10 protein-coding genes and 1 pseudogene are annotated in these 14,395 nt (G+C 66.8%); 3 read left to right on the forward strand and 8 right to left on the reverse strand.

The window, feature by feature from the left end; genetic code table 11:
- Positions 1-13: 13 nt before the first annotated feature.
- From CA2_RS07840 to CA2_RS07850, 3 genes are all read left to right on the forward strand, one after another.
- A complete protein-coding gene (locus CA2_RS07840) occupies positions 14-2,293 on the forward strand; it encodes a nitric-oxide reductase large subunit (protein ID WP_042414895.1) in 2,280 nt (759 codons plus the stop codon).
- Positions 2,294-2,357: 64 nt separating this feature from the next.
- A complete protein-coding gene (locus CA2_RS07845; protein WP_042414897.1) occupies positions 2,358-2,771 on the forward strand; it encodes a hemerythrin domain-containing protein in 414 nt (137 codons plus the stop codon).
- Between the two features lie 232 nt (positions 2,772-3,003).
- The gene (locus tag CA2_RS07850) at positions 3,004-3,333 is read left to right on the forward strand and encodes a cupin domain-containing protein (RefSeq protein ID WP_042414899.1); all 330 of its coding nucleotides are present in this window, start codon (positions 3,004-3,006) and stop codon (positions 3,331-3,333) included.
- 76 nt (positions 3,334-3,409) lie between these two features.
- Here CA2_RS07850 and CA2_RS07855 read toward each other — a convergent pair whose 3' ends face one another.
- From CA2_RS07855 to CA2_RS07890, 8 genes and pseudogenes are all read right to left on the reverse strand, one after another.
- Positions 3,410-4,807 carry an efflux transporter outer membrane subunit gene (locus CA2_RS07855; protein ID WP_042414900.1) on the reverse strand — a complete coding sequence of 466 codons (1,398 nt, stop codon included), beginning with the start codon at positions 4,805-4,807 and terminating at the stop codon, positions 3,410-3,412.
- A 2-nt stretch (positions 4,808-4,809) separates the two neighbouring features.
- A complete protein-coding gene (locus tag CA2_RS07860; RefSeq protein WP_281176764.1) occupies positions 4,810-6,813 on the reverse strand; it encodes an ABC transporter permease in 2,004 nt (667 codons plus the stop codon).
- Positions 6,807-7,988, reverse strand: coding sequence for an efflux RND transporter periplasmic adaptor subunit (locus CA2_RS07865; RefSeq protein WP_081888910.1), 1,182 nt, complete (start codon positions 7,986-7,988; stop codon positions 6,807-6,809). The genes CA2_RS07860 and CA2_RS07865 overlap by 7 nt, the downstream gene beginning before the upstream one ends.
- Before the next feature lie 115 nt (positions 7,989-8,103).
- Positions 8,104-8,454, reverse strand: a complete 351-nt coding sequence (locus tag CA2_RS07870; protein WP_042414906.1) for a DUF3325 domain-containing protein — start codon at positions 8,452-8,454, stop codon at positions 8,104-8,106.
- Positions 8,451-10,148 (reverse strand): PepSY-associated TM helix domain-containing protein, encoded by a 1,698-nt coding sequence (locus CA2_RS07875; RefSeq protein WP_042414908.1) that lies wholly within the window; start codon positions 10,146-10,148, stop codon positions 8,451-8,453. The genes CA2_RS07870 and CA2_RS07875 overlap by 4 nt, the downstream gene beginning before the upstream one ends.
- A 3-nt stretch (positions 10,149-10,151) precedes the next feature.
- Positions 10,152-10,442, reverse strand: a complete 291-nt coding sequence (locus CA2_RS07880) for a hypothetical protein (protein ID WP_042414978.1) — start codon at positions 10,440-10,442, stop codon at positions 10,152-10,154.
- Between the two features lie 13 nt (positions 10,443-10,455).
- Positions 10,456-12,690, reverse strand: coding sequence for a TonB-dependent siderophore receptor (locus CA2_RS07885; protein ID WP_042414910.1), 2,235 nt, complete (start codon positions 12,688-12,690; stop codon positions 10,456-10,458).
- A gap of 1,143 nt (positions 12,691-13,833) precedes the next feature.
- Positions 13,834-14,395: pseudogene (locus CA2_RS07890) on the reverse strand (IS5 family transposase); the annotation flags it as partial.

Below are 14,395 nucleotides of genomic sequence, written 5' to 3' on the forward strand. Positions count from 1 at the left end.
GGGAGGCTCCACCATGGGTCCGTACAAAAAGCACTGGTTCACCCTGATCGGCCTGTGCATCGTGATGTTTTCGCTGCTGGGCTACCTGGGTGCCGACATCTACCGCGCCGCGCCGCCCATTCCCGCCCAGGTGGTCACCGCCCAGGGGCACAAGCTCTTTGGCCAGGACGACATCCTGGATGGCCAGACCGCCTGGCAGTCGGTGGGAGGCATGCAACTGGGCTCTATCTGGGGCCACGGTGCCTACCAGGCCCCCGACTGGACGGCAGACTGGCTGCACCGCGAGCTGAGCGCCTGGCTGGAGATGGCCGCGCAGGAGCGCCACCACAAGCCCTACGGCGATCTGGACGTGGGCGCCCAGGCCGCGCTGCGTGCTGAACTGCAGGCCGAGTACCGTGGCAACCGCGTGGGAGCCGACGACACACTGACCGTCAGTGAGCGCCGTGCCCAGGCCATGGCCCAGACGGCAGCCTATTACGACCAGCTGTTCTCCGACGCTCCCGCCCTGCGCGGCAGCCGCGAGAGCTTTGCCATGAAGGAAAACACCCTGCCCAGCGCCGAACGCCGGGCACAGATGACCAAGTTCTTCTTCTGGACCGCGTGGGCCGCCGCCACCGAGCGCCCCGACAGCAAGGTCACCTACACCAACAACTGGCCGCACGAGCCACTGATCGGCAACGTGCCCAGCAGCGAGAACGTGGTCTGGTCGATTGCCAGCGTGGTGATCCTGCTGGCCGGCGTGGGCTTCCTGGTCTGGGGCTGGTCCTTCCTGCGCCACCAGGACGGGGAAGACACGGCCGCACCGGCCCAGGACCCGCTGACCCGATTTGCCCTCACGCCCTCGCAGCGGGCCCTGGGCAAATACCTGCTGCTGGTGGCCGGCCTGTTCATCTTCCAGGTGATGCTGGGGGGCTTCACCGCGCACTACACGGTGGAAGGCCAGGAGTTCTACGGCATCGACGTGTCGCAGTGGTTCCCCTATTCGCTCACCCGCACCTGGCACATCCAGAGCGCCCTGTTCTGGATCGCCACGGGCTTCCTGGCGCTGGGCCTGTTCCTGGCGCCGGTGATCAACGGCGGCAAGGACCCCAAGTTCCAGAAGCTGGGCGTGGACGTGCTGTTCTGGGCGCTGGTCTTTGTCTGCGTCGGCTCCTTCGTGGGCAACTACCTGGCCATCGCCCAGATCATGCCGCCGGAGTGGAACTTCTGGCTGGGCCACCAGGGCTACGAATTCGTGGACCTGGGGCGCTTCTGGCAAATCCTGAAATGGGTGGGCATGCTGCTGTGGCTGGTGCTGATGCTGCGCGGCGTGCTGCCGGCACTGCTGGCCCGCAATGGTGAAGACAAGAACCTGTTGGCCCTGCTGACCTGCTCGTGCGGCGCCATCGGCCTGTTCTACGGCGCAGGGCTGTTCTACGGCGAGCGCACTAGCCTGACCATCATGGAGTACTGGCGCTGGTGGGTGGTGCACCTGTGGGTCGAGGGCTTCTTCGAAGTCTTTGCCACCACCGGCCTGGCCTTCGTCTTCTCCAGCATGGGCCTGGTTTCGCGCCGCATGGCCACCACCGCCAGCCTGGCCTCGGCCTCGCTGTTCCTGCTGGGCGGCATTCCTGGCACCTTCCACCACCTGTACTTTGCCGGCACCACCACCCCGGTCATGGCCGTGGGGGCCGCCTTCAGCGCGCTGGAAGTGGTGCCCCTGATCGTGCTGGGCCATGAGGCCTGGGAGAACTGGCGCCTGCAACGCCGCGCGCCCTGGATGCAGCAGGTGAAATGGCCGCTGATGTGCTTCGTGGCCGTGGCCTTCTGGAACATGCTGGGTGCCGGGGTGTTCGGCTTCATGATCAACCCGCCCATCTCGCTGTACTACGTGCAGGGCCTGAACACCACGCCGCTGCACGCCCATGCCGCGCTGTTCGGGGTGTATGGCTTCCTGGCCCTGGGCTTTACCTTGATGGTGCTGCGCTATGTGCGCCCGCAACTGGTGTTCAGCGAAGGGCTGATGAAAACCGCCTTCTGGTGCCTCAACGGTGGCCTGGTGCTGATGATCGCCACCAGCCTGCTGCCCATCGGCATCCTGCAGTTCCACGCCAGCGTGAGCGAAGGCCTGTGGTGGGCCCGCAGCGAAGCCTTCATGCAGCAGCCCTTGCAGGAAACGCTGCGCTGGGTGCGCACCTTCGGTGACGTGGTGTTCATCGTCGGTGCAGTGGCCATGGCCTGGCAGGTGGTCAGCGGCGTGCGCGGGACCTCGGCCGCCTCACACCCCAGCTCCACCGTCATTCCGGCGAAATAACAACGATTGAAAGAAAGACCGTGCGTGCGCCTTCCTGGGGTGCACGCGGCGGGAGGACCCTCGAATGCAGATCGACAAACTCAAGCACCAGCACGCCGACATCCTGGCGCGCCTGGCCGCCCTGCGCCAACTCACCCATGCGGGCGTGGCCCCGAACGCACCCGCGATTGCCGCTGGCATTGTGGGGATGAGCGCCGTGATCAAGCTGCACCTGGCCGTGGAGGACCAGGCCCTGTACCCAGCCCTGCAGCGCAGCCACGATGCCGATATGGCGCACATGGGGCAGCTGTACCAGGACGAAATGGCGCAGCTGGCCGAGGCCTATGACGGCTTTGTACGCCGCTGGAACACCGCCCAGCGCCTGCGCGCGGACACCGAAGGGTTCCGGGCCGATGCCAACGATGTGCTGCGCCGCCTGCACGCCCGCATGCAGCGCGAGAACCGCGAGTTTTACCCGCGCATCGAGGCACTGGCCTAGGTCCTTGGTTTTTGAGAGTGGCACCTTGGGCCCTGCTTGCAGGGTCTTTTTTTTGCGGGGAGGCTCACATCCGAAGCCATGCATGACGGCGCTGCACCGGGCCTCGCCCCCCCTGAAACCCCGCTTTAGGGCATCCAGACCCGGCATTCCCCCGGTGTTGCCAGGCACAGGAAAAATGGTTGAAATCGGTACCACTCGCTGCACATTCCCCCCGGACTGCGGAAGGATTCACATGGCACTTGCACATGCATCACCCGGCCAGGCCCTCGACGTACGCCCACTGGGGCCGCGCCTTGCGGACGCGAAAACTTCGGCCCTGTTCAAGTCGGAGGATCTCGAGATCCTGCGCTTGGTCCTGCTGGCGGGCCGGTCCTTCCCGCAGCACAAGGTGCCCGGGGAGGTCACGATCCACTGCCTCGAGGGCAGCCTCGACATTCAGCTGGAGGCGCGCAGCGTCCGGCTGGAAGCCGGCGCCCTGCTGTTCCTCACCCGGCACACGGTGCACGCGGTCCACGCCGTGACCGACGCCAGTGCCTTGGTCACCATCTGCCTGAAGCCCTGAGCCTGGGACTGTCGGACCGCAGGCGCTGCCCCGCGTACCGCATTCGCGGCATGCGGTGGGCCATGCCAGCCGCCCGCTACGAGGACGGCGCGGCCATCAAAACCTCGGAGGACCACCCGCCGCCCAGGGCCTTGTACAAGGCCACATGGCCCTGCAAGCGCTCCAGTTGCAGTTGCACCGACTGGTCCTGGGCCGCGTAGAGCACGCGTTGTGTCTCCAGCAAAACCAGCAGGCTTTCCGCACCGGCGCGGTAGCGCACCTCGGCCAGCACCAGTGCACGCTGCGCTTGCTCCAGCTCTTGCCCCTGTGCCTGGATCTGCGCGTCCACCCCTGCCAGGGTGTGCAGTGAGGTCTGCACCTCCCCTGCGGCCTGGACGATGGTCTGCCGGTACGTGGCTAGGAGTTCGGCCTGTCGGGCCTGTGCCCGCTCGTGCCCCGCCGCCAGCCGCCCCGCATCAAAGACCGGAGCCACCAGACCGGCGGCCAGCGTGTACAGGGGGTTGTCGAACAGGCGATGCCACCGGTCATCACCACTGCCCAGGCTGGCAGTCAGCGTCACGCGCGGCAGCAGGGCGGTGCGGGCGGCCGCCACGTCGGCGTGCGCCGCGGCCAGCTGCGCTTCCGCCCGTGCCACGTCAGGGCGGCGCACCAGCAATGCCGCGGGTAGCCCGGCATCCAGCGCCGAGGGCCGCAACGCCATCACGCTGCGTGCCGCGATGGGGACATCCTGCGCCTGCCCCAGCAGCATGCCCACCGTGGTTTGCGCCTGGGCCCTCTGCTGCTGCAGCAGGGCCAGGCTGCGCTGCTGTGTGGCCACCAGCCCGCGCTGCTGGGCCAGGTCCAGCGGCGAAGCAGCCCCCGCCCGTACCCTGGCGTCCACCAGTTGCAGCAAGCGTTCCGCTGCGCGAAGATTGGACTGGGCAATGTCCGCGCGTTCGCGCAGCGCCACCGCTTGCAGCCAGGCACTGGCCACGCCTGCCGTGACCGTCAGGCGCACGGTGTCGCGGTCATGGGCACTGGCCCGCCACGCCGACTCGGCCGCAGCCCGTGCAGACCGGTTGCGCCCCCAGAAGTCCAGTTCGTAGCTGGCCGACAGGCTGCCCCCATAGCGCGCGCCGCTGACCGAGGCCTGGCCACCGAGGCGGTCTTCCCGGCGCGCCTCCACGCCGGCGGTCAACTCCGGCAGCAACTGGGCGCCTGCCAGGCGGGCACTGGCAGCCGCCTGGTGCACACGGGCGGTGGCGGCGGCCACATCCCAGCTGTCACGCTCGGCCTGGGCCACCAGGGCATCGAGTTCGGCGCTGCCCAGGCTGTGCCACCAGGTCCGGCTGACCCCGGACAAGCCCCCCTGTGGCGCCTGCTGCCACTGCGCAGGCAGGGCCGGCGCCCAGTGGGCGGTGTCCGCCCCGGGTGCAGTGCATCCCGTGAAGGCCAAGACCGCCGCACATGCGCCGGCGGTGGTAAATCGCTGCATTCCTACTCTCCTGCCAAAGCCCGCACCGGATCCAGCCGGGCTGCCGTCTGCGCGGGCTTGTAGCCAAAGACCAGCCCGGTGATCACCGCACAGGCGAAAGCACCCAACATGGCGCGCACGGAAAACACCACCGGCACCCCCACGGCGATCAGCACCGCCCCCAGCGCCAGCCCTACGACCAGACCGGCGCTGCCGCCAACCAGGGTCACCAGGCTGGCCTCCGTCAGGAACTGCCGCAGGATGTCGCGCTGGCGAGCACCCACGGCCATGCGGATGCCGATTTCGCGCGTCCGCTCCTTCACCGTCATCAGCATCACATTCATCACGCCGATGCCGCCCACCACGAGCGAGACGGCGGCAATCAGGCCCAGCATCATGGCCATGCTCTGGCGGGTGGCATCCTCCGCCTGGATGCGCGCGGCCGCGTTGCCGATGCCAAAGTCTTCCCGCCCGCCATGGCGGGCGATCAGCAATTGCCGCATGGCGGTTTCTGCCGCGTGGACGTCCGCGGAAGACAGGGCCTCGACCACCACATAGTCCGGCTGGGTCTGGCTTTGGTAGACCCGGGCGCGACCTGCGTTGTAGGGGATGAACACCATGTCGTCATAGTCCTGCGCCCCGGACTCCGCGCCGCGCTCACTCATCACCCCGATCACCTCGAAAGCCGAGGTGCCGATGATGAGTTGCTGGCCCAAGGGATGGGGGGTATCGGGGAAGAAATGCTGCCAAGCCTTGTGCCCCAGCACGACCAGGGGGGCCAGGTCGTGGTCTTCCGCGGCGGTGTAAAAGCGCCCTTGCGCCACCGACCAGTGGTGGACGGCCGGCATCTCCTCGCTGGCCGCAAACACATAGAGCTGCTTGTCCACGCTGCCGTACCGCACCGTCACCGGGTCACCGATCACGGGCAGCACGCGCCGGATCTCTGCCAGCTCGCGCACGGCCTGCAGGTCTTCCTCTGTCAGCTGCCCTGCCGGCCCGCCTGTGGCCGGGGGCTTGCTGCCCATGTACAGGATGGCCGTGCCCATGGTGCCCATGCGCTCCATGACCTGGCGGCGTGCACCTTCGCCAATCGCCAGCATCACGATCACCGAGGCCACACCAATCACGATCCCCAGCAAGGTCAGGCTGGTGCGCACCCGGTTGATGACCATGCCACGCCAAGCACTGCGTGCCGCTTCCCGCAGGTCGGCCCACCAGACCGTCGTGACCGCAGGCGACCGTGCCAGTGCTGGGGGCGGCGCCAAGGCCGCCTCCCGGGGCGCCGGGGCAGGCTCCCGGCTGTCGCTGACGATGCGGCCGTCGTGGATTTCAATCACCCGCCGTGCCTGGGCCGCCACCGCCCGGTCGTGCGTGATCAGCACGATCGTGTGCCCGGCATCGGCCAGTTCGTGCAGCAAGGCCATGACTTCGGCCCCGCTGTGGGAGTCCAGGGCCCCGGTGGGTTCATCGGCCAGGATGACGTGCCCCCCATTCATCAGCGCGCGCGCAATCGATACCCGCTGCTGCTGCCCGCCCGACAGCTGGTGGGGCCGGTTGTGCCGCCGGGCCTCCAGGCCCAGCCGCGCCAGCAACTGCTGGGCCCGCTGCGCCCGAGCGTCCTGGTGCAGGCCGGCATAGATGGCCGGCATTTCCACGTTCTCCTGGGCGGTCTCGCTCGCAATCAGGTGGTAGCCCTGGAACACGAAGCCAAAGGCTTCGCGGCGCAGCCAGGCCAAGGCGTCCGCATCCAGCAGCCCGACATCCTGGCCCTGAAAGTGGTAACTGCCGTGGCTGGGGCGGTCCAGGCACCCCAAAATATTCATCAGCGTGGACTTGCCCGATCCCGAGCTGCCCACCACCGCCACAAACTCCCCCGCGTGAATCTCCAGGTCGATGCCATGCAGCACGGTCACTTGCGGTGGGCCACCACGGCCACCGCCGTAGTGCTTGCCAATGCCGCGCAGGGCAATCAAGGGCACCGTGCCGTCTGCGGCCATCGTCGGTGCTGCGGTGTCGGTATTCACCATTGCAGCCACCGCAGCCCGCCCGCGTTCACCGTTTCACCCGTGATCACCGGTTCGCCCTCTTGCAGCCCCTGCGGCACGGCCACCCGGTGGCGGCTGCGCACCCCGGTGTGCACCGTGCGCGGCTCTGGCTGTCCACGCGCATTCAGGACCCGCACCACCTGCTCGCCCTCCTGCGTCCCTGGCTGCACCGCCACCAGGGGCACGGTCAGCACCTGCTCGGCGCGGGCCGTGACAAAGACCACCTGGGCGGTCATCTGCGGCATCAGCTCGGCATCCAGGTTGTCCACGTTGAACAGCACCGTATAGGCCACCGCCTTGGTGGCCGGCGCAGGCGTGCCGGTCACGGCACCGGCCGACGCCTGGCTGGCCGACGGCGCAGGCAAGACCTGGCGCACATGGCTGTGCCAACGGCGCGGCTGGTCCTGGCCGGCACTGCCCAGGGTGGTGAAGTACACCGGCATGCCTTGCTTCACCCGGCGCACATCAGCTTCCGACACGTCGGTCCAGACCGTCATCGCCGTCAGATCGGCAATCCGCAGGATATTGGGCGTCTGGTAGGTGGCATTGAGCGTCTGACCTTCGCGGGCCTCGACCGTCACCACGGTCCCGGCCATCGGGGCGTAGATGCGCGTATAGCCCAGGCGGGCTTCGTCGGCCTGCAGCGTGGCCTGCGTCTGTGCGATCTGGGCCTTCAGGTGCTCGACGCGCGCCGCCGCGCCCGCCAGTTGGGCCTGGGCCGACTGCACATCCTCTTCGCGCGTCGCGCCGTCCCTGTCCATCTGCTGCTGGCGGTCCCACTGCTGCTGGGCCAGCCGGTGCTGGGCCTGCTGCTCCGCCAGCTGCGCGCGCAAACCTGCCAGCGAGGCCCGCCCGGCATCCACGGTGGCGCGCTGCACGCTGGGATCGATCTCGACCAGCAAGGCGCCCTTTTCCACCGTGGCGCCCGGGGCCACCAGCAATCGCGTGATCTGCCCCGACACCTGCGCCCCGACATCCACATAGCGGCGCGGCTGCAAGGTGCCAATCGCCGTCACCGTGGCCTCCACATCGCCGCGCACCGCAGGTTCTGTCTGGTACGTCGTACTGGGCCGGCTGGCCGCCCACAACACGCCCCCAGCGCACCCCACAACCACCAAGGCCGTCACGGCCCAACGCTTCATTCCACCAAGCTGCATCAAAGCGGCACTTTCAAGAAAAATTGATCGGCGGGCGCCGTGGACCAGACCACGCGGCCGCCACAGGCCGTCGCCCGCCTTGCATCAAGGCCTGCCAAATCGGCCAAGGTGCCCCTCACAGCCACGCCAGGACGCAGCCCGCCGCACCCAGCAAGGCAGCGGTCGCGCCGGCACGCACCGTCCAGGGCGGCGACCACGACATCCCGCCCGCGGTCAGCAGCGCCCCCAGGGACCAAAACCCGAGGGCGGCCACCGTGCTGACCGAAGCCCCCCAGACGAGCACGCAGGGCACCCAGACGCTGGCGAGCAGCAGCAGGCCCCCACCCCGCAGCAGCACACACAGCGGCAGCGGAATCTCGTCCTGCCCAGACCACTGCGGGTAGTGGCGGTCCATGGCACATGCCAGCGCCGCCATGCCGCCCAAGGCCAGCAGCCCTGCGATTACCGAGGCTTGCCACATGCTCATACGCCCGACTCCGGCTGAGCGATGGATCCGGTGGCCTGGCCGGCCACCGAGACGCTGCGTCTGGATTGCACCGCAGGGCCACGGTGCAACCGGCGCACGACGGCGGCGGCCGCGATACCGGTCGCCAGCACAAACAGCTCGACACCGGCACTTTCCCAATCCCCGTCCCGGAAGTGGGCGGCCAGATGGTCCCCGGTGGTCATGAAGTTCAGCACGGGCAGCCCCAGGCACAGCAGCGCCAGAACGCCGAGCTGTTCGCGCCAGGCCGCAGCCGGTGGACGCGCCCAGGCATGCAGCACGGCCAGCGCCCACAGGCCGAAGAACGCCGCCAGCTCCCAGTCGTCCCGGTGGGGCAGGCCCAGGGGGACCAGACGGTTGGCCCACAGGAAGCCGATACAGGCAACGGCCAAACCGGCCACCGCCGCCACATTCAGCCCTTCGATCAGGCGATAGACCGCCGCGGTCGCCCTACCGAACTCGCCCAGGTGCTTGGTCCGGCGCTTGACCACGAACAAGATCGCCCCCGTGGCCATCATGGCGCTGCCGGCCAGGCCGCAGACGAAGTAGACCCACTTGAGCGCCAGCCCCCCGAAAGTCACCATGTGCAGGCCGCCCAGCACGGACTGCACCAGCGACGGCGTGCCACCATCCACCTCGCCCGGCTGGCGCACCTGCAGCAAGTCTCCGGTGGCGGCCGAGAACATGGCCATGCCGCTGGTCGGACTGAGGCGCTGGCGCGTGCCGTCGGCGTCGTTCCAGCCATAGATACCGACACGCGCGGCCGCATCACCGGGGTGGTCGATGACCACCGCGCGCACGGGCTGACCCATCAAGGCCTGGCCGCGCAGCACCAAAGGCTCCAGCTCCGGCACCGCCATGGCGTGCCCTGTGCGCTGGGGCTTGCCTGGCTCGTTGAGGGCTGCCAGAAAAGTGCGCGTGCCTTCCTGGCCGGCGCCAAAGTACGCCGCAATGCCGGCCGGCATGAAGGTCAGGCCGGAGAGGGCGATCCCGGTATAGGCAATCATCAGCTGGAAGGGCAGCGTCAGCACCGCCACGGCATTGTGGGCATCCAGCCAGCTGCGCTGCCCTTTGCCAGGGCGAAAGGTGAAAAAGTCCTTGAAGATGCGCCGGTGTGTGATCACGCCGCTGACCAGGGCCACCAGCATCGCCAGGGCTGCCACCCCGACGATCCACAACCCCACCCGGCCGGCGTGCAGTTCGTAGTGGAAGTTGACAAAGTGGTGCCCCCCGAGGGTCTGGCGGAGTGGCGAGTGGCTGGACTCCGGCAAGGGGGCGCCGGTGCGCGGGTCCAGCTGGGCGGCAACGTACTGGCCTTGGGCATCCAGCCAGTACACGCGCAGCTCGCCCGCGCCGCGGGCATCGGCCGGCCACAGCTCCCACATGCCAGCCCCGGGGTGCTGCTGCGCCATATAGGCCAGGCCCCACGCCAGGCGCTGGTGCAGGGTGCCCGTCGGTTCGGCCTCGCTGTCGGAGACTTGCGCTGCCGCTTCTTCGGCATGGTGCTCCGGGGTCATCCAGTGGGTGATGGGCTCGGCAAAGACCGCCAAGGTACCGGTCAGAAAGATGGCAAACAGCAGCCAGGAGCACCACAGGCCACACCAGGTGTGCAGCCAGGCCTGTGCCTGCCGCCATCCACCTTGCGCCGCACCGCTGCGGGGGAGAGGTTGCAGCATCGATCAGCCCCCCCGCTGCGCCAGCCACACGGCCGCCAGCAACAGGCCCAGGGTGGCCGCCGCAAAGACGCCCACCACCCGGGCCAGCGCCACCGGGGAGAACGCCCAGATCATGGCGGCCACGTACACCAGCCAGCCGGTCTGCTCGCCCGCCAGGATGCCGTCCACGCGCGCGACATCCCGCGCCCCCCACAGCACCGCCCAGGCACTGGCCAGGGCATAGCCTCCCAGGACCGCCACCAGGGCACGCCACGTCCAACCCACGCCCGACTGGCGGGTGCTTGCTTGACTCATGTCCATCCCCCGCTCAGAAACGTCCCTTGAGGGTCACGGTCACCGTGCGCTTTTCACCATAGAAATTGCCATAGCCGGCGTAGCCCACGGTGCTGTAGTAGGTCTTGTCGAACAGGTTGCCCACGTTCATGGCGATGCTCCAGTCCGGATTGACGGCATAGCCCAGGCGTGCGGACCAGACGGCATGGCCCGGCGATGTGAACTGGTACGGCGTCCACGCGCCGTCATAGCGCCCCGTGCCCGGGTTGTAGGCATTGATGCCACTGGCGCGGAAATGCGCACTCTGCGCCACCACCCCCGCGCCCATGCTCCAGCCGCGCCAGGCGCCGCCCAGGCGGTAGTCGGCCCAGGCCTTGAACAAATGGCGCGGCGTGACCGTGCTGAACTGGGCATCGCCCTTGCGCTTGTCTTCGTTGTCGTTGAAGGTGTAGCCCACGGCCACCTGCAGATTGGGGGTGACGCGGCCGGTCAGCTCCAAGTCGATGCCTTGGCTCAACTGGTAGCCATCGCGGAAATAGCAGCAGCCCCCGCGCCAGTCGGTCTGTGGGTAAGCGGGGTCGACCACTGCCTGCCCCTTCTTCTCGGTTCGGAAAAGGGCAGCACTGGCGATCAGGTCCTTGGTCCACTCGCCCTTGATCCCCAGTTCATAGGTGCGACCCCGCACCGGGTCCAGTGGCGTGCCCGGCAGGGGCGCCGAGAACTTGCCGGCTTGCGACTGGTAAATCTCTGCCGTGCTGGCATACAGGCTGATGGACTTCGACAGGTCATAGACCACGCCGGCATAGGGCACGAACACATGGCTTTCACGGCTTTGCGCATTCAGCGCACCATCCATGCCATGCTGCGTGTTGCGGTCCTGCAGCGTGTAACGCCCACCCAGCACCACCGCCCAGTCCTGTACGGGCCGCAGTCGCAGCGAGCCATACAGCCCCGACTTCTGGTTGCGCGTTTGCGAACCACTGGTCCAGTTGCCCAGGGGGTAGCCCGGGTCCGCGGGTGGCGTGCGGTCAAAGATGTCGGCAGGGCCGATCCTGGGCCACAGACTGCGCACCACATCGTTGGTGCGCTGCATGTCCCAGCCCACGATCACGTCATGACGCCGGCCCCAGGCATCGAACCCGCCCTGCAGGTGCATGTCCAGGCTGGTTTCCCGTGCGCGGGACTGGTTTTGGTGGATCCACCAGTCGGTCCCCTGCAGGGTGACGGGGTCGGGGGTCCCTTCAATTTCCGCCGCGTTCACGCCTTCCTCAAAGCGCGTGTGCCGCAGCTGCGCCTTGAGTTGCCAAGCGTTGGAGAGCTGGTGCTCCAGCTTGGCAAACACGGTCTTGTTCTCGCGCGCAATCCAGTTCCAGGGAGCACCCATGTTGGTGTCGCGCGGCAGGCCGATGTCACTGCCGTCGGCATAGCGCGGCAAGCTGGCATTGAAGCCCGTGTTGCGGTCTTTCTGGTAGCTGCCACCCAGCATCAACAACGTGTCGGTGCCCACATCCAGCTCCAGCACACCGTACAGCATCTGTCGCTTCAGGCGCGAGGGATCGGCCATTTCGCGGCGATCATGGTGGACCGCCACAAAACGCCCGCGCAAACTGCCCTCGGCATTCAGGGCCCCGGTGCCATCGATTTCGGCACGGTAGTTGTTGAGCGTGCCGCCCGACATCAGCACCTGCGTCTGCCGCTGGGCCAGCGCGCGCTTGTAGGTGAAGTTGATCACGCCGCCGGCTTCGCCAGCGCCAAACAGCCCGTCCGCGCCGCGCAGCAGGCTCACGCTGTCGAACTGCGCCATGTCCAGGCTGCGGCTGCCCGAACGGGCCGAGCCCGCCGCACCGCCGTCATAGCGGATGTTGGTGATCTGCAGCCCGCGCGACAGGTAGGTGGTATCGAGCCAAGTCTCCTCGCGCGTCACCCCGGTCGTCTGCTGCATCACATCGTCCAGCGTGCGCAGCGCCTGGTCGTCCATGCGCTGGCGGGTCACCACCGTGACGGACTGGGGAATTTCGCGCAGCGTCTGCGCCGCCTTGCCGACCTCCACCGCCTTGGGCACGTACGAGTCCCGGGCCTCGTTGTAGACGCTGGGGGCCGATTGCTCGGTCACCGTCACCTCGCTCAAAACGGCGGCATCGCCGGCCGGCGGTGCGCTTTGCGCCCAACTGGGCTCGGCAAGGACAAACAACAACGCAGCAGCCAGGGCACGGGCATGCAAACGGCCTGGTGCAGCGTGGCGGCGGGACTGGGGAGAACGAGCGGACATGAGCGACTCAAATACGGAGACCACGGAAGACCCGATGGAAACCGCACAGCGCGCTCAACCACGGGCAACAAGAAGTGCTGTGGCTAGAACGGAAAACCGTGGGCTGGCAGCTAATGCAACCAAGAATAATTCTCAGTTCCAAAATGCATTGTAAAGCTTGTACCAATTTTTGGAACTTTTTTGGAGCAAAAGAAACACAGGACGTCGCGTCGCGGTACGGCCTGCCACACAGGCAGGTACCTGCTCCTTGCCCACCGAGCCTTGTGCCTCTGCCGATGGCACAAGGCGGTACACGGCCGCCCAGACGCTGTCCGCATCACGGTGGCTTCTTCACCCCAAAGAAAAAGCGCCCCGATTGAGCGCTTGATCTCGCAGCACTGGCCAGCAGCCCTCGAATCACCGCATGGTGTCACCGAGCCAGCTGCCATTTGCTGGCAGCTTGGCAACACGCCTTGATCGCCGCCACCAGCCAGCCACCCCGCGCTGGCGCAGCTGCCGCGCCCACCCAAGTCACGGGCAGGCAGGTGACGCCGTGTGTGGCACCGGCTCGCTGACCGCGCAGCTTCCGGTGGACACACAACGGCAGGGGCCTACCCACGCCACGTGAAAGCAGCTATTCCGGGTCATTAAAGTCGTAAACACCAACCTAGCATCTATGCGGCTTGCGAAACCACGCGCGTCATCCCATGCTCAACTAATGTCGTAAACCCTCAAACCGTTTTGGCTTGCAGCACTGCTCATGCTAGCTAAAGAAACTGGCCGACACACACGTTTAATCGATCAGAAGGTTGTAGATAGTTGACAGTCCTTATATCTGTTCCAGCCTAGGACTTTCTCGCTAGTTGAGCCTGTTTTTACGAGCCACCAAGTCTGCATCCAGCAGATCTGCCACGGCCCTCCCGCGAGCAGCCTTCTGCTCAGACGTAGCCCATCTGGCATAGCTCATCTTAGAAAGTAACTCGAGTTCTCGTTTGAGCTTTCCCCTAGTCTTGTCCGGCAGTGGCAGCTTTGTTGGTAACGAATCGAACATCGGAACTCCTTAGCGATCGAGGCCTAAGCCAGTCAAACGCACCTCTTGCCCAGCATAGCTAAGGTTGCCCAGGACCTGAAGCTTCTGAGTCAACCACTTTTCTTAGAACGTGTTCAAGATCTCCTGAGCAGCAGAACCAGGAAAGCCAAGTGGACGAACTGCAAGCTGGTGTTGAGCAGCCGCTCGCAGTTCTTCCACAGCCGCCGGTTCTTGTCCAGCCAGGCAAAGCTGCGCTCCACCACCCAGCGCTTGGGCATGACCTTGAAGGTGCGCAGTTCGCTCCTCTTGGCAATCTGCACCGTCACATGCCCGCCCAAAATCTCTTGCACCCCCACAGCGAAGGGCTGGCCTACGTAGCCGCTGTCCACCAGCAGGCTTTGCACCCGGTTCAGGTTGGGCTTGCAGCGCTGCAGCGCCTGTAGCGCCCCTTTGCGGTCGGTCACATCGCCCGTGGTCACCGCCACGGCGTGCGGCAGTCCCTGGGTATCCACCGCAATATGACGCTTGATGCCCGAGACCTTCTTGCCTGCGTCATAGCCCTTCAAGGCTGCTGTGTCCGTGTTCTTCACGCTTTGCGCGTCCACAATCAAGAGCGTGCTGCACGCGTTGCGCCCCAGTCTCTCGCGGGCCGCGGGGACCTGATTTTTTTAAGGCCTGCTGCAGCAGGCTGAATCG

The organism is Comamonas aquatica NBRC 14918 (genome assembly GCF_000739875.1).
GTDB lineage: Bacteria > Pseudomonadota > Gammaproteobacteria > Burkholderiales > Burkholderiaceae_C > Comamonas > Comamonas aquatica.